Origin of the sequence: Corallococcus sp. bb12-1 (assembly GCF_026626765.1) — a bacterium.
Lineage (GTDB): Bacteria > Myxococcota > Myxococcia > Myxococcales > Myxococcaceae > Corallococcus > Corallococcus terminator.
This window is the reverse complement of the sequence record NZ_JAPNJZ010000007.1, coordinates 102693-120940: the sequence shown is the minus strand read 5'-3', so window position 1 is coordinate 120940 and position 18248 is coordinate 102693. Positions and strand designations below refer to the sequence as shown.

At 70.3% G+C, this 18248-nt stretch carries 13 protein-coding genes; 4 read left to right on the top strand and 9 right to left on the bottom strand.

The annotated features are described in order from the left end of the window. Positions 1-66: 66 nt before the first annotated feature. A complete protein-coding gene (locus OV208_RS11250) occupies positions 67-987 on the top strand; it encodes a LysR family transcriptional regulator (protein WP_267573830.1) in 921 nt (306 codons plus the stop codon). Positions 988-1016: 29 nt separating this feature from the next. On the opposite strand, the gene OV208_RS11245 is transcribed toward OV208_RS11250, so the two are convergent. The 4 genes from OV208_RS11245 to OV208_RS11230 all read right to left on the bottom strand — a co-directional run bounded on the left by OV208_RS11245 (position 1017) and on the right by OV208_RS11230 (position 9477). Continuing rightward, the gene (locus OV208_RS11245; protein WP_267573829.1) at positions 1017-1388 is read right to left on the bottom strand and encodes a DUF3060 domain-containing protein; all 372 of its coding nucleotides are present in this window, start codon (positions 1386-1388) and stop codon (positions 1017-1019) included. A 125-nt stretch (positions 1389-1513) separates the two neighbouring features. Continuing rightward, entirely contained in the window at positions 1514-6250 is a 4737-nt protein-coding gene (locus OV208_RS11240; RefSeq protein WP_267573828.1) for a hypothetical protein, read from the bottom strand. Between the two features lie 127 nt (positions 6251-6377). Beyond that, positions 6378-7811, bottom strand: coding sequence for an aldehyde dehydrogenase family protein (locus tag OV208_RS11235; RefSeq protein WP_267573827.1), 1434 nt, complete (start codon positions 7809-7811; stop codon positions 6378-6380). Positions 7812-7845: 34 nt separating this feature from the next. Beyond that, a complete protein-coding gene (locus OV208_RS11230) occupies positions 7846-9477 on the bottom strand; it encodes an acetolactate synthase large subunit (protein WP_267573826.1) in 1632 nt (543 codons plus the stop codon). Between the two features lie 101 nt (positions 9478-9578). Here OV208_RS11230 and OV208_RS11225 point away from each other — a divergent pair, with 101 nt between their 5' ends. Beyond that, on the top strand, positions 9579-10463 hold the full coding sequence (locus tag OV208_RS11225; RefSeq protein WP_267573825.1) for a LysR substrate-binding domain-containing protein: 885 nt from the start codon (positions 9579-9581) through the stop codon (positions 10461-10463). A gap of 39 nt (positions 10464-10502) precedes the next feature. Here the strand turns inward: OV208_RS11225 and OV208_RS11220 are convergent, their stop codons facing one another. The 5 genes from OV208_RS11220 to OV208_RS11200 all read right to left on the bottom strand — a co-directional run bounded on the left by OV208_RS11220 (position 10503) and on the right by OV208_RS11200 (position 15471). Continuing rightward, a complete protein-coding gene (locus tag OV208_RS11220) occupies positions 10503-10892 on the bottom strand; it encodes a hypothetical protein (RefSeq protein WP_267573824.1) in 390 nt (129 codons plus the stop codon). A 1-nt stretch (position 10893) separates the two neighbouring features. After that, complete coding sequence (locus OV208_RS11215) at positions 10894-11976, bottom strand: peptidylprolyl isomerase (protein ID WP_267573823.1); 1083 nt, start codon at positions 11974-11976, stop codon at positions 10894-10896. Between the two features lie 96 nt (positions 11977-12072). Further along, positions 12073-13119 (bottom strand): hypothetical protein, encoded by a 1047-nt coding sequence (locus tag OV208_RS11210; protein WP_267573822.1) that lies wholly within the window; start codon positions 13117-13119, stop codon positions 12073-12075. Positions 13120-13212: 93 nt separating this feature from the next. Continuing rightward, positions 13213-14115, bottom strand: coding sequence for a bile acid:sodium symporter family protein (locus OV208_RS11205; protein ID WP_267573821.1), 903 nt, complete (start codon positions 14113-14115; stop codon positions 13213-13215). Between the two features lie 99 nt (positions 14116-14214). Next, the gene (locus OV208_RS11200; RefSeq protein WP_267573820.1) at positions 14215-15471 is read right to left on the bottom strand and encodes a serine hydrolase domain-containing protein; all 1257 of its coding nucleotides are present in this window, start codon (positions 15469-15471) and stop codon (positions 14215-14217) included. A 187-nt stretch (positions 15472-15658) separates the two neighbouring features. On the opposite strand from OV208_RS11200, the gene OV208_RS11195 reads away from it, so the two are divergent. Further along, positions 15659-16522, top strand: coding sequence for a hypothetical protein (locus OV208_RS11195; protein WP_267573819.1), 864 nt, complete (start codon positions 15659-15661; stop codon positions 16520-16522). A 31-nt stretch (positions 16523-16553) separates the two neighbouring features. Continuing rightward, positions 16554-18233: a hypothetical protein gene (locus OV208_RS11190; protein ID WP_267573818.1), complete on the top strand. Its 1680-nt coding sequence runs from the start codon at positions 16554-16556 to the stop codon at positions 18231-18233. The last annotated feature ends 15 nt before the right edge of the window (positions 18234-18248 follow it).

Here is an 18248-nt window from a genome sequence, read left to right as displayed (position 1 = left end):
CTTCCGTGTGAGGGGAGATTCATCATTCGCCATGCTGAAATCCATTGAATAGGATGTATCCCAATCATGAACGACATCTATGGGAGGAACCTGGACCTCAACCTGCTCCGCGTCTTCGTCGTGGTGGCGGAGGCCGGCAGCGTCACGGTGGCGGCCGAGCGCCTCTACCTCACGCAGCCCGCGGTGAGCGCGGCGTTGAGGCGGCTCGCATCAACGGTGGGTGCTCCCCTCTTCGTCCGCGCGGGGCGGGGGCTGGCGCTGACCACGCGCGGCGAGCGCCTGCTCGCTTCAGCGCGGCCCCACCTGGGGGCGCTCGTGGAGGCCACGCTGTCACCCGTGGCGTTCGACCCGAAGACGAGCGAACGGACGGTGCGCCTGGGCCTGTCGGACGTGACCGAGGCCTGGCTGCTTCCTCCCCTGCTCCGCATCCTCGCCCGGGAAGCGCCGCGCATGCGACTGGTGGTGCTGCCGGTCCAGTTCCGCACCGTCGTGGCGGCCTTGACGGACTCCGCGGTGGACCTCGCGGTGACCGTGGCGGATGAGCTTCCGGCCGGCACCCGGCGCCTGGAGCTCTTCAACGGAGGCTTCGTCTGCCTCTACGACCCACGTCATGCGCGGGTTCCGAAGCGCCTCACGCTGGAGCGCTACCTGGAGCACGAGCACGTCATCGTCTCGTACAACGGAGACCTGCGCGGCGTCGTGGAGGACCACTTCGACGTCCAGCGCAGGATCCGGGTGTCGGTGCCCACCTTCCAGAGCATCGGCGCCCTGGTGGATGGAAGTGAGCTGCTCGCCACGGTGCCGAGAATGGTCGCGCGCGACATCCTCCGGCTGCGCCCGCACCTCCAGACGACGGCGGTGCCCCTGGCCCTGCAGGGCACGCCCATGGAGCTGCTCTGGCGGGGCGCGGTCGAGGACGACGAGGCCATCCGCTTCATCCGCGACCACGTGGTGCAGGTGACGAAGGTCCTCTGGCACGACGCGTGACCGGCGGGGTCACGCGTCGCCCCAGGGCATTACTTCGCCTGGGCGATCTTGTTGCCCATGCCGGTATGGCTGACCTTCGGCTTCGACTTGCCGATGACGCGCTTCCAGGTGACGGAGTTGGACGCCCCCGTCACGTCGATGGCGCGGGTGGCCTCCACCTTCACGACGTTGCCGGAGCCGTTCACGGTGACGCTCTTGCACTCGCCGGTGAGCGTGACGTTGTTCGACGCACCGGTGATCTCCACCGTGCTGCCCGGCTTGCACTCGTGGGTCGAGGTCTCGCCGGTGCCGGTGACATCGATGGTGGCCTCTCCCTCCGAGTCCTCCTGTGCGGCGGCCGCCATCGGGCCGAAGGTACACGCCACCATCATGAACACTGCCGCGCCGAGCTTCCTGTTCATACGAGTTGATTCTCCCTGAGACGAGGTGCGGGCCGGGTCTGGCGCCGCACGGCCCCATCTACGTGAGGGGTGATGGGATATTCAACCCGTGACGAGTACGGCGAGGTCCCTGCTGAACATCACCGTCATGACGGCCGCCCCTGATCCAGGCTCGAGATGACCCGCGCCAGCAGCGCGCGGCGGTCCGGGCGGGCATGGGCCAGCTCGCCCCGGAGGACGGGCAGCGCGGCTTCGCCCATGACGAGCAATCCATCCCAGGCCGCGCGCGCCACCGCATTGCGGCGGTCAGGCAGCAGCGCCGCCACCTCCGCCACCGCTGGCAAGTGCCCTCCGAACGTGAGCGTCCGGACGGCCCGGACGACGTTCCCGGCCTCCGCATCCTTGAGCAATTCGCGGGTCAGCTCCAGGTACGACTCCCGTGACACCTGATCCTTCAGCAGCCGGTGCGCATGCAGGCGCACCGAGGACTTCCGGTGGGAGAGCAGCCCCGTCAGTCGTTCGACGACGTGAGGCGCACGCCGGAGCACCATCCACTTCATCGCCTTCGCCTCCGGTTCGGGGACTTCCCAGGCCAGCGCCTCCAGCCTCCGCTCCACGTCGCGCATGAGCTCGGCCGGGAGCTTCTTTTCGAGCGACGGATCATCCAGGACGAGGAGCGCGAGCGCGGTGACGACCTCCGTCCGCAGCGCTGGCGTGGTGACCCGCGCGAGCAGCGCGATCCGCACCTCCGGGCCCTGCCGTTCGAGCCCTCGCGACATCGCCGCCAGGGCCTGGGCGTCGTCCTTCCGGTTCACGATTCCGATGAGCCCGTCCGCCAGGCGGAAGGCGTCTTCGCGGTTCCCCCAGCAGGCGCGTCCTCCGAGGAGCTGCAACGCCGCCTCGCGATGACCATCGTCCTCGTGGACGATGCGCAAGAGCGCATCCTCCAGTCTCCGGCCGTCGCGGCCCTGCACGGTGTCCACTCGCTGGAGCCACTCCAGGAAGTGCGTTCGCGCCAGGCCCCGCGCCTGGAGGAACATCTCCATCAACTCGGGTCCCCACACGGTGTCGCCCGGGAGGATTTCGAGCGCCGCGGTGTGGCCTTCTCGAAGCATCGGGAGGACGAAGGGCAACATGCGGGCCGCTGGGAGCCCGCGCAGCCTGTCCGCCGCCATCGTCACCGACCGACCCCGGCCTATCCGCCACACGTCCAGCAGGAGCAGGGCCAGGGAGGGCATCAGGCGCTGCTCCGACCCGAGCCCACCGAGCAACTCCAGCAGAGACTCCAGCCAGACGTCCCCTTCCAACTTCTCCGCATCGGAGCCCGGGGCTTCGACGAAGCCGAGCATCGCACGCAGTGCTTCCAGATCCTGCCGATCCACGGCCCACGGAGGGAGCCACCGGCGCGGCTGCGCCTCGCCGATGAGGTCGAGCAGATATTGGAGACGAGGCAGTCCCCGCACCCGCCAGAGCTGCCACGCGGCCTGTCGGCGGATCTCGACGTGGGCATGGGACAGCAGGTCGACGAGCAGCGCCTCATCCTCCGCCGAAGTGGGTGTCCCCAGCGCCGCGAACGCGGCGAGGGCGATCCCCCGTTCGTGATGGCGCGCGAGTCGCCGCAGGGACGCCCGGGCCGCCTCCGTTCCGACCTCCGCCATCCACCGCACGAGCGCCCCCGCCTGCGGGGACGCCACGGCTCCGACGGCGCGGGCAAGCTCCGCGAGCAGCGCGTCCTCCGGCACGCGTGCGTCCCACTCCTCGCGGACGAGCTCCAGCAGGTCCCCGTGTGACCCTCGCGCCGCGGCTTCCAGCACCTGGAGCGGCGGCACTTCCCGCAGCGCGTACGGCACGAGGAACCGCCGCACCGAAGGCGAGCGGGCCTGCTTCAGCGCCTCCATCAGCCCAGGGCCGGACAGCTCCCCCGCGAGGATGCGTCGCTCCGTTCCCCAGAGCGCCACGCGCTCGTCCGGGAGCGAGGAAGCCATCCGTGTCTCCTCCAGCGAAGGCACGGCCCCCAACCGGTACAGGACGCCAAGGGCCTCGTGAGGCTCGATGAGCTTCCCTGTCCATGCGCGTCGAACCTCCGCGAGCGCCCCCACCCGCTCGGGCTCGGACAGCCGTCCAGCGAGCGCCGTCAGCAGGCCCAGGGCCAGTCGCCGCAAGGAAGGTCTGGGGCTGTCCAGCAGGCCGCGAATCCCATCGAGGTGCCGCTTGAGGACGGCCGCCCGCGTGTCCGTGAGGCCCGCGCTGGCCACCGCCGCGAGCCGCTTCGTGAACTCCTCCTCCGGGGCTTCGAGCAGGGCCGCGTCCCCGGACGCCAGCGCGTCATCCATCCACGCGAGGTTCGCATCCAGCCGTCGCTCCCGGAGCAGCCTCGCCTGCACGGGGTCGTCGGACGTGGCGGGAATCCACTGCGACAGGCCATGGCGTCGCAGCAGCACCTCCAGCGTCTCGCGCGCCTGCGACGAAAGCAGGAGGACTCCGTCATGGACCGCGTCGTTCAGCACCTTCGCGGAGCGTGTCCCACGCCGCAGGAGGGACACGAGCGCATGGGGCGACAGCTCGCCGGAGAGCGCCTCGCACAGCAGTTCCTGCTCACGTGGCGTTTCGGTGTCTTCGAGTGCATCGAGCACGGTCGCGACATGGCCCCGTCCGCAGGCGGCACGCAGCGCGCGGATGAGGGACTCGCGCAGGCCCGGGTTGTCGTGGCGCCGGAGCCAACCCAGCATCAGCCCGATGGGCGCAGGCCAGCCAGGACCCGCGTTGGCGAGCGCCTCGGCGGCGGTCTTCTTGATGTTCATGTTGGGGTGCGCGAGCCCCGCCGCGAGGAGCGGCACGGCCCACTCCACCTTGAACACCCCGAGGCCACTGAGCGCCTGCCGCAGGCGATAGATGTCCTCCGAACGCGCGAAGGGCACCAGCCAGGCCACGGCCCGCGAGTCTCCGGAGTGCGCGAGACACTCCAGCACGAGCTTCCGCACCTGCACGCCCTCATGGCGGAGCAGACGCCGCAGCCGCCGCGCGAGCGCGGGATGCTTCCGGCCAACGAGCTGCCCCAGCACCCGTTCGAGCTGCGCGTCGCTCAGGTCCCGCCGCTGGAGCAGGTCGAGCAGACACTCCGTGAGGACCCGCGCACCGGCTTCGTCTTCCGATGCGTGGGCGGACCGCCGGTCCGGGCGCACGCGGCCACGGGCCTGGAGCCCACGCCCCACCTGGGCAACAGCCTGCTGCGCCGCGGACCGGACGTCCTCGTCCGCATCGAGCAACAGCTCCCCCAGCGGTTCGAGTGCACGCCGCCGCGCTTCATGGCCGAGCTGGCCGATGGCCTGGAGCCGCAGCGGATGCTGGGTCTGGAGCGCGATGCGGGAGACCTCGGAGAAGGACGCGTCGTCGTAGCCGGGCTGAAGGCTCGCGAGCACCTCACGGCTCGGCTCACCTTCCACGGGCGAGGGCATGGACGCGGGTGCGTCCTCGAGCGCCGCCAGCAGGGCAAGCGCTTCGGCGCGCCAGGGGGAATCAGACAGGCCCGGGTGGGCACGCAGGAACGCCACGGTGCGTGCGCCGCCCAGGTGATGGAGCGCATCGAGGCAGGCCCAGGGTTCGGCATCGAAACAGGCGAGGAGATCCTCCTCCGCGGCCTCGTGTCCCTGCTGTCCGAGCGCCTCGATGACCTCAGGACGGAGCGCACGCGCTTCGGGCCGGACGAGCAGCGCGCGGAGCAGATCGAGCGCTTCGGGACCGTCCAGCTCCCGCAGGAGCGCGAGGTGCCGGGTGAAGTCCGCGTCCGTGGCGGACAGCGTCCACAGCGGTTCGACGTACTCACGCTGCCGGAGACTCAACACCTCCGCGATGACCTCGGGCGTGATGGCCGGGCTGGAGAGGAACAGCCCGCGCACCAGGGGAACATCGTCCGGCTCGCACCGCACGCCCCGCCGGTAGAGCGTCTGGAGCAACCCCGCGCACGTGGGGCCGAAGAGGAGCGGATCCTCCCGTGAGAGGTGGAGCGACAACCGCAACTCCGCATGGCTCGCGAAGGGTGCCAGCAGGGCCATGGCCTCGCGCCGCACCGGGAGCGATCGCCGACCGTCCTCCAGCACGAGCCGCAGCGCGGAAGCGTCTCCTCGACGGGCGAGGATGCGCAGCGAAGCGAGGGCCAGTCGTTCCGAGCGCTCCAGCAGGCCCTGGAGCGAACCGAGGGAAGGAGCCAGGTCGGGCCTCGCCGCCCAGGGCTCCGCGAGCAGCTCCGCGGCCTGGAGCGCCACCCGCGCGTCCGGGGCTTCGAGCGCGCGAACCGCCACCGCCAGCGCATGCTTCACCGTGACGAGTCCCAGGCCGAGCGCCTCGCCCAGGTGGCGAAGACCTTCGAGTTGGACCTCCGGATCCAGGTGGCTGCACAGCGCGTCGACCAGCGCCTCCGCGTCAACTGCATCGGCCGGGGAGAGTCGCTGCACGGCATGCAACAGCAGTGCACCTCCCGGAAGGACCGCCAGCTTCGCGGGCTCGCGAAGCACCTCCGTGACAAGCCACGCCAACTCGGCGTCAACGGGGAGCGGCCCCCTCCCCTCCGCCAGCGACCTCAGCCTCGCCAGGGGAACCTCCGGAGGTAGCAGACAAGCCAGCTCGGCGAGGAGCACCTGCGACTCGGGAGCGCACGCGCCGAGGGCCGCCGGTAGCGCCTCCACCAGCGACGCCGGCGTGTCACCGCCCTCCAGCCGCTCCAGGCGGCGCTTCAGGTGCAGCAGCGCCGCGTGGACCTCTTCCGGATCGGACGCGGCGAGCAGGGCGCGGAGCTCCTCGGGGGCCAGCCGCTCGGTGAGAAGCCGCTGGGTGAGGAGCGCGCGGCGACGACGCGGGGTGAGCTCGACCGGTTGGGGCTGAGGCATGGAACCCTTATAGGCGGACCGGGGAAAGCCCGGCACGCCTCAGGGGACGCCCGCCGCGCCGCGCCCTGACGGCTCACGAGGGACCGGCTCGTGCCCCGCGCGTGACGGGGCACCTCTTCCGGACGCCTCACCCGTGGCGGAGCACCAGCAGCCGCGGCTCCGTCATGTCCTCCATGGCGTACTTCACGCCCTCGCGTCCCAGCCCGGATCCCTTCACCCCGCCGTACGGCATGGTGTCGACCCGGAAGCTCGGCACGTCACCGACGACGACACCGCCGACCTCCAGTTCGTCCCACGCGCGCATCGCCCGCGACAGGTCCTGCGTGAAGAGGCCCGCCTGAAGTCCGTAGCGACTGTCATTCACCCGGCGCAATGCCTCGTCGAAGTCGCGGAACGGCTGGAGCAACACGACAGGCCCGAAGGCCTCCTCCACACACAGCGACGCGTCCTCGGGGACGCCCTCCAGAACGGTGGCCTCCAGCAGCGCGCCGCGCCGCCCACCTCCGGTCAGCACCCGGGCTCCGCGCTCCACGGCCTGTTGAATCCACCCCTCCAGTCGCCGCGCCGCGGGCTCGTCGATCAGCGGTCCGAGCGTGGTGGACTCGTCCCGGGGGTTGCCCGCGCGCAGGGCCCGAGCGCGCTCGACAATCCGCTCGCTCAGGCCGTCGTACAGCGATTCGTGCACGAGCACGCGCTGCACCGAGATGCAGCTCTGCCCCGCCTGGAAGAAGGCACCCTGGGCGATGCGGTCCGCGACGAAGTCCAGGCGCTCGCCCTGGTCCGCGTCCACCACGCAGGCCGCGTTGCCGCCCAGCTCCAGCACCACCTTCTTGCGACCGGCGCGGGCCTTCAGGTCCCACCCCACCTTCTCCGAGCCGGTGAACGACAACAGCTTCAACCGCTCATCCTCGATGAAGGGACCCACGTCCTCCAGGCGCGTGGGCAGCACCGAGAAGGCGCCTTCGGGCAGCGCCGTCTCCGCGAGCACCTCCGCCATGAGCAGCGCGCTCACCGGCGTGCGGTCCGACGGCTTGAGGACGAAGGGGCAACCGGCGGCGATGGCGGGGGCCACCTTGTGCGCCACCAGGTTGAGCGGGAAGTTGAACGGCGTGATGAAGGAGCACGGCCCTACCGGCACGCGCTGGGTGAAGCCCCGGTAGCCCTCCGTGCGCTGCGACACCTCCAGATTGAGGACCTCGCCCCCGCCGCGCACGGCTTCCTCCGCCGCCGCCTTGAAGGTCTCGATGAGACGGGTGACCTCCGCCCGCGCGTCGCGCAGCGGCTTGCCCGCCTCGATGCAGAGGGCGAGCGCGAACTCCTCCGAACGCTCCTGGAAGCGGCGCACGCAGTGCTCCAGCACCGCCTGCCGGGCGTAGGGGGCCATCTTCCGCAGGGGCACCGTCGCGCGCACCGCGGCGGCGATGGCCTCCTCCACGGCGGACGCATCAGCGACGGCCACGCGCGTGACGACCTCCCCCGAATACTTGTCGGTGACGGCCAGCTCAGCGTTGGGCTGCCTCGGACGGTTGGCCAGGTAGTACGGGTAGCGCTCAGCCAGCATGGTGTTCCCCACTTTCACTTTTTGTGCCCATGGCTCACGACTCCACCAGGGCGCCGGCACCGAGCGCACGCGCGGTGTCCGTGTAGTCGATGGGCAAGTCGATGACGTGCACGCCACCCGACTCCAGGCAGCGCGCGAGCGTGGCGCCGAACTCGGTGGCGCTCGTCGGGCGGTGCCCGCGTGCGCCGTACGCCTCCGCGTAGCGGACGAAGTCCGGGTTGCCCAACGTCATCCCGAAGTCGGGCAGGCCCATCTCCCCCTGCTTCCAACGGATCATCCCGTAGCCGTCGTCGCGCACCACGACCACCGTCAGGTCGAGCGTCAGGCGCACCGCCGTCTCCAGCTCCTGCGAGTTCATCATGAACCCACCGTCACCGCAGACAGCCACCACCTTGCGCCGGGGATGCACGAGCTTCGCGGCGATGGCGGACGGCAGGCCCGCGCCCATCGTCGCGAGCGCGTTGTCGAGCAGCAGCGTGTTGGGCCGGCGGCAGCGGTAGTAGCGGGCGAACCAGAGCTTGTACATGCCGTTGTCCAGGCACACGACGCCGTCATCCGGCATGGCGCGGCGCACCTCCGCGACGAGCCGCGCGGGGTAGATGGGGAAGCGGTCGTCGGCGGCGCCGCTCACGAACTGCGCGTCGAGCCCCGCGCGGGCCCGCTCGAAGGGCGTGAAGTCCCAGTGCGAGCGAGGGCCCACGCCCTCCGCGATGCGCCACACCGCATTGGCCAAGTCTCCCGTCACCTGCACCTGCGGGAAGTACACGGGGTCGACCTCCGCGGAGGAGAAGTTCAGGTGGATCACCGTGCGGCGGCCATCGCGCATGACGAACGGGGGCTTCTCGATGACGTCATGGCCCACGTTGAGGATGCAGTCCGAGGCCTCGATGGCGCGGTGGACGAAGTCGCCGTCGGACAGCGCCGCGGTGCCCATCCAAAGCGGGTGCGTCTCATCCACCACGCCCTTGCCCATCTGCGTGCTGAAGAAGGGAAGGCCCACGCGGTCCACGAAGGCGCGAAGCATCTCCGACGTCAGCTTGCGGTTGGCCCCCGCGCCAATCATCAACAGCGGGCGGCGGGCCGAAGCGAGCGTCTCCACCGCCTGCGCGATGGCCGCCTCATCCGCCACGGGCCTGCGCGCGACTCCAGGCGACAGGGGCACGGCGTCGGTGGACTCGCGCGCGATGTCCTCGGGCAATTCCAGGTGGGTGGCGCCGGGGCGCTCCTCCTCCGCGCGGCGGAAGGCCTCGCGAACCGCCGAGGGGACGTGCTCCGCGGAGACGAGCGTGCGGGTGGACTTGGTGAGCGGCCGCATCATCCCGACGACATCGACGATCTGGAAGTGACCCTGCTTGCTGGCCTTGATGGGCTTCTGGCCGGTGAGCATCACCATGGGCATGGCGCCAAGCTGCGCGTAGGCGGCGGCGGTGACGAGGTTGGTGGCTCCCGGACCCAGCGTCGCCAGACACACGCCCGCGCGCCCGGTGAGCCGTCCGTGAGTGGCGGCCATGAACCCTGCCGCCTGCTCGTGTCGAGTGACGACGAGGCGCATGCCGGCGGCGCGCATGGACTCGAGCAGGTCCAGGTTCTCCTCGCCGGGGAGTCCGTAGACGCAGCGCACGCCCTCGGCTTCGAGCGCTTTGACGAACAGGTCGGATGCCTTCATGGGGTCCCTCTCCTTCATGACGAGGAAGATGTACCCGGGGGCCTCGATTCGTACATTCGTCTGTTCTCATCAACCCGATAGATGCCATCTATGATGGCACCATGGAGCTTCGACACCTCCGCTACTTCTCCGCCGTCGCCGACACGCTGCACTTCGGGCGCGCCGCGCGGCGGGTGCACATCTCGCAGCCCACGCTGTCGCAGCAGATCCGCCAGTTGGAGGAGGAGGTCGGAACACCGCTCTTCGAGCGGGCCCGCGCCGGGGTGCGGCTGACACAGGCCGGCGAGCTGTTCCGCACCTATGCGTCGCGCGCGCTGGAGGACGTGAACGCGGGCCTGTCGGCGGTGGGCGCGCTGCGGGGGCTCGCCACGGGGGCCCTCCGCGTGGGCTACCCACCGAGCATGCGCGGCATCGTGGTGCCGGCGCTGACGGCGGTGCTCCGCAGGCACCCCGGACTGGCGCTGAGCGCGGAGGAGGCGGTCGTCAGGAGGCTGGAGCAGCGGCTCGCGGACGGAAGGCTGGACGTGGGGCTGGGCTATGCGCCCGCGCGCCTGGCGGACCTGGATGCCGAGCCCGTCTTCGACAGCCGGCTCGCGCTCGTCGTCGCGCGCGGACATGCGCTGGCGGGGGCGGAGTCCGTGGGGGTGAAGCTGCTCGCGGAGGAGCCCTTCGCGCTGCTGTCGCGCGGGTTGCGGGTGCGCACCCGGGTGGACGCGCACTTCGCGGCGATGCGGTTCGCTCCCCGGATCGCGCTCGAATCCAACGCGGTGGCCACCGTGCTGGCCATCGTCCGCGCGGGCCTCGCCGTCACGGTGCTTCCCGAGCCGCGACTCGCGGACGCGGAGCGGCTGGTGGTGAAGCGGCTGTCCCCGGCGCCCCGCTCCGAACTGGCGGCACTGCTCTGGCGCAAGGGCGCACCCCGCACGCCCGCGGCGGAGCTGTTCGCGGCGGAGGTGCGCGCACGGGCGAAGGAGGACACCGGATGAGGTCTGCCCGTCTGCTAACCCCGGGGCAGCGCGCTGGGTTCAGGCTTCCCCGAACCACAGACCCAGGCCGCCCAGCAGGCCCAGTCCGACGAACATCGCCATGAGCAGCCACGCCTGGCGGCGCGACCACCCGAGTGCCTTTCCATACCGCCGGGCACACACCCCGACGAGGATGGCGAACCCCAGACAGATGGACACCGGCCCCAGCGCGACCAGCGCCTTGCGCGTCGGTCCGCTCACGTCCAGGAGCGCCAACAGCAACAAGGGCCCGAAGCCAATCACAAGCACGCCCAGCACGAGGCCCAGGCCCCACCACCCCGAGGGCCCGGACAGCTCCAGCGCGTCCAGGATCTGCCTTCCCAGGGAGCGGGGCGGCTCCCGGGCTGGCTCAGGACGGCGGCGCCGGCGTGGAGGGGGCAACGGCTCCATTTCAGCCCTGCTCGGCGCCCTCGAAGGTCACGCGGGCCTTCGACATGACGTGCTCGACGACCATCAGGTGCCAGCCCATGTCATGCAGCCGCTTCGTCGTCTCGGGGGACTCGCGCAGCGCGGCGCTCACGTCCGCGGACGTCAGACCGAAGGGCTCGGTGGACTCTTCGAGGAGCTCCTGGAGCTTCTGCGGCGTGAGCGTGAGCTGATCCCGCTCCGCCACGGCCTTGAGGCCCAGCCCGACGCGGATGCGGCGCTCGGCCTGCTCGCGCGTGGCGGGGTCCGTCAGCCAGCCCTGGACCGCCTCCTCCTGCTCCTCCACGCTGAAGTTCTGCTCGACCATGCCAAAGCCTTCGGCGGCGGCCCAGCGGCGGCGGATCTCCTCGTCCACCAGCTTGCGCGGAATCTCCACCTCGGTGCGGCGCGCCAGCTCTTCCAGGACCAGCTCCTGCGCCTGGACCCACAAGCTGTCGGAGAGCTCCTGCTCCAGTTCCTCCTGGAGGTGGTCCATGACCGCGTCCAGCGAGTCGCCGAGCGCCATCTGCTTCAGGAAGTCGGGGGCCTCCTCCTCCGGCATCGTCACCTCGCGCGCGGCGCGCACGTCGACGAGGAAGCGGACCGTCTTTCCACGCAGCGACTCCACCGGGTAGTCGTCCGGAAGGTCGAGCATGAGCTGGAGGCTGCCGCCCACGGTGCCACCTTCGGCCAGGCCCTCCGCGAAGCCAGGGAGGGCTTGCAGCGGGGCCAGCTCCATCCACTGTCCGAAGCGGGCGGAGAAGGGAATGAGCCGGCCGTCGGCGTAGCCCAGCACGTTGAGCTGCACGTCGTCGCCCGCCGCGAGGTGCTCGCCCTCGGCCCGCGCGCGCACGGTGGCCCGCTCGCGCTTCTTCTCGTGGAAGCGGGTGATGAGGTCCTCCGGCGTCAGGTCCCGGGCCAGGGGGACCTTCACCGCGAGGCCCTCCAGGGAGGGCGCCTTCGCCTCGGGCAGTGACACCGGCCCCGCCGCCATGAGGCTGGCGATGGGGCTCATCTTCAGGAGCCGCTCGACTCCCGGTCCTTCGCCTCGACCACTGTGGCTGCTCACGGGGACTCCAGGGACGTAGCCCGGCCCTCGCCCATGCCAATGCGGAGCGAAGGGCCGGTGCGCCATGGAAGCTCTTCTAGTGCAGCCGGGCGCTTATTAGAAGAACGCGCCGACGATGCTGGAGATGGTGGACACCGCCGCACCCACCTGGCTGACGATGGGGATGTTCGTCGCCGCGGCGATGGAGCCGACCGCGGTGATGACCGACGTCACCTTCTTGCCCGTGCTGGCATTGGAGTCCGCCAGGGTGGCCACCGCCTGAGCGGTGTCCACGGCCGCCATGGCGATGTTGAGGCCCGGAGCGAACCGGGCCGCCGCCTTGGCCGCCGGACCCGCCGCCGCGCGCGCACCGGCCTTGAGGGCGGCCTCGCCGGCCTCACGACCCGCCGCGCTCAGCACCGCCTTGCCCGCGGCGCGAGAGGCGCTGCCGGCGCCCCGGGCGATGGAGCCCGCCGCCTTCTGGGCCGTCTCCGTGGCGACCTCGGTGATGGCGCGCCGCGCCGCCTTGGCGGTGGCGCCCTCGAAGACCTGCTTCAGCGCCGTACCGGAGGCCGCCTTCGCGACCGCCTCGCTGGCGTTGGGGGCCACGCGCTTGAACGCTTCGAGCGCCGCCTTCTCCGCGCCCAGCTTCTGGGTGACGACCGCCGCGTGGAGGATGCCGCCCGCGACCTTGCTGCCCTGGATGCCGCCCGAGACGACGTTGAGGCCGGCCTTCGCCGCGTCCAGCGACGAGCGCGCCGCCTTGGTGATGTCCTCACGGCTGCCGGAGCGCACCGCGTTGCGGATGTCGCCCGCCGCGGTGGCGACGGCCTTGCCCGCGGTCAGGACGCTGAAGGCGGCCAGGGGGCCCTTCGCCTTCGACATCACCTTCTGGAAGGCGCCGAACTTGCCGGCATCGACCGTGGGGTTGGAGATGAAGCCCAGCCCCTTGGAGCCGAGGATGCCCTCCAGGGGCTTCTTGCCCACATTGCCCACCTGCTCCATCACGTCCTTGCCGAACGAGATGGCCTTCGAGGCCTGGCTCACGACCGCCGTGCCGCCCTTGATGAGGCTCTCGTTCTTCTTGACCGTGTCCTGCACGGTCGAGACGGCCTGCTTCGCCTGCTGGGTGGCGCTCTGGAAGATCTTCTTGATGGAGGTCATGGACTGCCTCGATTGGAAAGTTGAGTCTTGCTGCCATTATCGGGCTTGGGCGCAAGAAGTTGCATGGTGGGGATTTGATTACACCCACACACCTCAAGTCTGGCGCGTACCGAGGTCCGCCGAGGCGGCGCTCGCGGCCTGCCTCCGGGCGACGAGGGCACCGAAGACTCCCGCGGTGAAGAACATGATGACGCTGTAGATGGCCGCGGGGATGGCCATCACGCCGTCATTGAGCAGCCGGGGGCTGGACGCGATGGCGATGGCGAGCGTGCCGTTGTGGATGCCCACCTCCATCGCGATCGCCACCGCCTGCTTGCGCTCGATTCTCAGCAGCATGGGCACCACGAAGCCCACCGCCATGCTGGCCAGGTTGAAAGCGAGCGCCGCGAGCCCGACGCTCTGGAAGTAGGTCACCAGCTGATCCCGCTCCTTGAGCGTCGCCGCGAGCACCACCAGCACCAGGAACAGCGCTGACGTGATGCGCACCGGCCGGTCCAGTCCATCCGCCAGCGTCGGCCGCTTCGCGCGCACCCACATCCCCAGCGAGATGGGCACCAGGACGATGGCGAACACCTGGAGGATCTTCGCGAACTGCAAGGGAATGGCGCGCTCCTCGCCCATGAAGTGCGACAGGGAGAGGTTCACGATGAGCGGCAGTGTGAACAGCGACAGCACGCTGTTGACCGCCGTCAGGCTGACGTTGAGCGCGACATCGCCCTTGGCCAGGTGGCTGAAGAGGTTCGCGGTCGCACCGCCCGGCGAGGCCGCGAGCAGCATCAGCCCCACGGCGAGCTGCGGGGGCAGACCGAAGCCGCTCGCGATGGCGTAACAGACCAGCGGCATGAGCAGCGTCTGACAGCCCAGCCCCACCAGCGCCGCGCGCGGATACTGGGCCACGCGGCGGAAGTCCGCGAGGGTGAGGCTCAGGCCGAGCCCGAGCATGATCACCCCCAGCGCGAGCGGCAGGAACACCTCGGTGATGGCACTGGTCTGCATTGCGGGGGCCCCCAGCGAAAGCATCCACTCTGCCAGAAAGCCCTGTGCGGAGGATCCGATGCGCGCGCAATCCGTGCGCGGGTTCGGCACTGCGCTGCGTCAGGGCGCGGCCTGCAACCCGCCCATGGCCGCCGCGACGATGCGCGCGGCGATGTCCGGCCGGTCCTGCCCCATGCGCAGCGTGTTGACCGAATAGACGAGCCGCCGGCGCAGGTCGCGCGTGGCCCCCATGCCGTTGTTGTAGCCGTGCCGGTCACCGCTCTTGCCCCACAGCGTGAGCCCGCCCACCTGGATGCGGGACAGCCCCGCGCTGTAGATGGCGCGGCCGCCGTCCACGTTGGGCACGTCCGGGACGGTGAACAGCTCCTCCCGCTGCGCGTGCGGCAGCAACCGGCCCTGGAAGAGCGCGACGAGGAAGCGATCCAGGTCGGCCGTGCTGGAGACCATCTCGCCCGCCGCCCACGGGACGGACTGGCTGGCTTCGGTGACGTCCACCAGGCACCGCGCCTGATAGACGATGGCTCCCGCCGGGCACACCCCCGCTTCGGCCTGGATCTCCTCATAGCCTCGGGCATGCGGCCCCGGAATCGTCACCAGGTTGCCGGGCACGAAGGTGTCCCCCAGCCGCAGCGGGCGAAGGATGCGATCCCGCACCGCGTCACCGTAGGGACGGCCCGTCACCTGTTCGATGAGCAGCCCGGCGACGATGTAGCCGATGTTGCCGTAGTCCTGCTGCGTGCCCGGCGCGAACCGGGGCCCCTCGGGCAGCGCCAGCGCGATGAGCTCCCGGGGGCTGTAGCGTCGGAACCGGTTCACGAAGAACCAGTCCGGATCCTTCTGCGGCACCGGCACCCCGGGCAGGCCATGCGTGTGATTGAGCAACTGCCGCACCGTGATGGGTGCGTAGACGCCCGCCGGCAGGAGGCGCGGCAGGTACTCCTGGACGGGCCGGTCCAGGTCCACCCGGCGCTCAGCGGCGAGTTGCAGCACCACCGTGGCGGTGAAGACCTTGGTCATGCTGCCAATGCGGAAGCGTGCGTCCGCGCGCACCGGCGCCCCGGTGCGGACATCCGCCACGCCAGACGCCCCCAGCCACCGCCCTTCCGAGCCTTCCGCGCCCTCCACCCGGACGAGCGCGCCCGTGACCTCCGCATCCGGCAGGCCCGCGATGGCCTGACGCAGGGCCTCGCGGTTGAGCGGGGGCAGGCGCGAGCCCGCCTCCAGTCCCAACGCGGCCGACTCTTGCTCCCCGACCTCCAGGATGCTTCCAGGCGGAAGCTCCGGACCACACGCGGGAGCCATCACGCTCGCGAGCAACGTCATGCCCAGCCGCAGTCCACGGTGCAGGACAGTCATGTTCCATCTCCTCGTTGGGTAGGCCGGAAGTGCCGGCGGACGGATGGAACACCGCCCCCCTTCCGGGTTGTCACCCGGACCTCGGCCTCCAGTGGCACGCGCCCCGCCCGCGCGCCGGCTTGGGAAAACGTGGAGACGCGCGTGATACATTCCACGCACCGTCGCGCCCGCTCCCGAGCCCGTCACCATGTCCAGCCCCTGGTTCGACGTTCCCTTCCTGTATTGCCGCCTGCGCCTGCGCGTCTCGCACACGTTCGACAAGAGGGACGCCGCTGACGGTCCCATGGCCAACATCTGGCACCACCGCGCGGACTTCGCCGTCTCCGGCATGTTCCGGCTCCAGAACGTGCCGGGAGAGATGCGCCCCACCTTCCACAACCCCAAGGTGTCGTTCCGGATCGCGGGGGATGCCGTGGGGGTGGTGGTCGCGGGCGACGGATCGATGGAGTCGGGCACCCGAAACTCCTGCGCCGTGCGCACCACGCCGGGCCCCTTCACCCTGACGCTCTATCCCGATGACAAGAACACCGCCAACCTCGCGACCGGCGAGGTCGACGGCAACGATGGGCTGCCCTTCAAGATGCTGACCCAGGGATGGCTCAAGACGTCCTTCGGGCATCACGAGGAGACGACCACCCGGGGAGAAGGTGTCCTCAGCCTGCTGCTGCAACAACCCTTCCCGGACAAGCCAGGCGAGGTGCGCCTCCAGGCGGAGCCCTCGGCCCTCGTCCTGTCCACCCCCTTCTGTCCTGGCGTCACCGCCTGCGAAATGCCGGTCATCCTCGGCGGCGTCCGACTCACGCCCGGCCTGCCCACGTTCCGCATCGTGGACGACACGCTGGAGCAGAAACCCATCCCCCACTGCCGCGTGCGCGTGCTCTGCCCGGACGGAACGGAGCGCGAATGCGTCACCGATGAAGAGGGGAACATCTTCCTGCCCTCGAGCGGCAAGGACGTCTACACGTTGCTCGAGGTCCTCGACGACGGCGGGCCCCTCGCCCTGGCGCAGCCCGGGGAGTGGAGCCTCGAACCGCTGCAGGACTTCAGCTGAGCCTCCCTCCCCGACCGACGCCCGACGACCGATGCCAAGCCTCGACACGCTGTTGATGAGCACGCTGCTGCTGAACGCGGATCCCAGAGCACCGTACACGTCCTTCGCCGAGGAAGGGGCGTCCGCGGAAGGAGCCGCCCGCGCGAGCAAGGGAGCCGTCTGGGCCTGGACCCACGACACCGAGAACCCCGGCCGCGTGACGAACGTCACCCACCGCCTGCGCAAGACGGCCTGGTTTGCCGAGCAGACCCTCACGGTGCTGGACGAACTCGTCTGGCATCCCATCGAGATCATCTACCGGGGCACGACGCTGAAGCTGGAGCTCACCCGCAAGTTCCTCCTGCGCAAGTACGAGGTGGGCAGCGGCTCCATCGGCGAGGAGCGTTCGCTGTTCTGGATCCCCGCGGAGCTCGACCGGAGCATGCTGCAGGTGTTCGGGTTCCAGGTGAACCTGCGCACCGGCTCCGGGACCGTGGAGCTGGAGCCCATCCCTCGGGACGTGCTGGACCGCGAGGACTTCATGCCGTACGAGAACAGCCCGCCGCCTCCCAAGCCACCCGTCATGAAGGTGAAGCGCACGGAGACGGGCACGCTGCAGATGACTCCCCTGCGCGTCATCGTGTGCGCGGAGTTCGTCTGCTGCCTGGAGCGGGCGGACTACGTCCCCAAGGCCAAGGCCGCGACGTCGAGGTTCCGGCCCCACCTGATGTTCGTGAGCAACCGCCCGCTGGAGCGGATGGCCGCGAGCATCAGCGTCCGCCGTCCCCCCATGTCGGACATGGCCCACCCACCGTCGCCGGGCGGTGAGCCGCACGCTCCTCACACCCCGCCCCCCCACGCTCCGCACGACCACGACCACGCCGGGGCCCACGCCACGGCGGGGCCCCCCGCGCACGACCCGGCGGACGACCAGGACGAGATGGCGCATGCGATGGCCACGGGCATGTGGTCGGACTCGAACAATGGGCTGTTGGCCTGGCAGAACCTCGCCAACCTGTCGTTCCCCCCTCTGTGGAACGGCATCTTCTCCCGCGTGAAGACGAACCTTCCCGCGGGCTCGGGCTACCTGATGGCCTCACCCGAGCTCGTCGAAGGCCCGGGGTTCAATTCCTACCTCTTCACGGGCGTCGAATACAAAGCGTGGCAGCAGAACCTGAAGGCGCGCCAGGGCTACTTCGACAACATCCACGTCGCGCCGCCCATGAAGGCCCCCAAGAGCATCCGCGCCAGGCTCACCCAGGCCCAGGTGGACCACTACCAACTGGAGTCCATCGCCATGGCGCCCTTCTGCATCCACGACTGCCTGCACATGCACTGGCGCTGGCTGCCCGCGGACGAGAAGCACCTGTGGGGTTGGGACGCCTCCCGGCCGTATGCCATCCCGGGCGTACCGCACATCCCGGCCCATCAGCACCTGCGCGTCGAAGTGGACGCCCCCCACGCGTTCACCTACTCCGTCCACGCGGACACGTGCCTTGATGCAGGCCGCTGGCAGTACGTCATGCACGAGGGGATGGCCTACGGCAACAGCGCGGCCGACGAGCAGTTCGCCAAGATGATGCACCTGGGCCTCCAGCTGTTGGACAAGTGGCCGGCGCCGGCCCAGAAGTCGTGGGCGATGTTCTACTGGTCCCTGCGCTACTGGCACACGGAAGGCGCGGCCCGGGAGCGGCTCCTGGAGGACGGAGCGCAGGGGCTGCCCTATCCCTGAAAGGGCAGACATCCC

What these genes read in the sequence shown, in the direction of transcription:
- OV208_RS11190 (WP_267573818.1), top strand. Translation starts at nt 16,554, where the DNA reads ATGCCAAGCCTCGACACGCTGTTGATGAGCACGCTGCTGCTGAACGCG.
- OV208_RS11210 (WP_267573822.1), bottom strand. Translation starts at nt 13,119, where the DNA reads ATGACCTCCATCAAGAAGATCTTCCAGAGCGCCACCCAGCAGGCGAAG.
- OV208_RS11225 (WP_267573825.1), top strand. Translation starts at nt 9,579, where the DNA reads ATGGAGCTTCGACACCTCCGCTACTTCTCCGCCGTCGCCGACACGCTG.
- OV208_RS11205 (WP_267573821.1), bottom strand. Translation starts at nt 14,115, where the DNA reads ATGCAGACCAGTGCCATCACCGAGGTGTTCCTGCCGCTCGCGCTGGGG.
- OV208_RS11235 (WP_267573827.1), bottom strand. Translation starts at nt 7,811, where the DNA reads ATGCTGGCTGAGCGCTACCCGTACTACCTGGCCAACCGTCCGAGGCAG.
- OV208_RS11250 (WP_267573830.1), top strand. Translation starts at nt 67, where the DNA reads ATGAACGACATCTATGGGAGGAACCTGGACCTCAACCTGCTCCGCGTC.
- OV208_RS11245 (WP_267573829.1), bottom strand. Translation starts at nt 1,388, where the DNA reads ATGAACAGGAAGCTCGGCGCGGCAGTGTTCATGATGGTGGCGTGTACC.
- OV208_RS11195 (WP_267573819.1), top strand. Translation starts at nt 15,659, where the DNA reads ATGTCCAGCCCCTGGTTCGACGTTCCCTTCCTGTATTGCCGCCTGCGC.
- OV208_RS11240 (WP_267573828.1), bottom strand. Translation starts at nt 6,250, where the DNA reads ATGCCTCAGCCCCAACCGGTCGAGCTCACCCCGCGTCGTCGCCGCGCG.
- OV208_RS11230 (WP_267573826.1), bottom strand. Translation starts at nt 9,477, where the DNA reads ATGAAGGCATCCGACCTGTTCGTCAAAGCGCTCGAAGCCGAGGGCGTG.
- OV208_RS11220 (WP_267573824.1), bottom strand. Translation starts at nt 10,892, where the DNA reads ATGGAGCCGTTGCCCCCTCCACGCCGGCGCCGCCGTCCTGAGCCAGCC.
- OV208_RS11200 (WP_267573820.1), bottom strand. Translation starts at nt 15,471, where the DNA reads ATGACTGTCCTGCACCGTGGACTGCGGCTGGGCATGACGTTGCTCGCG.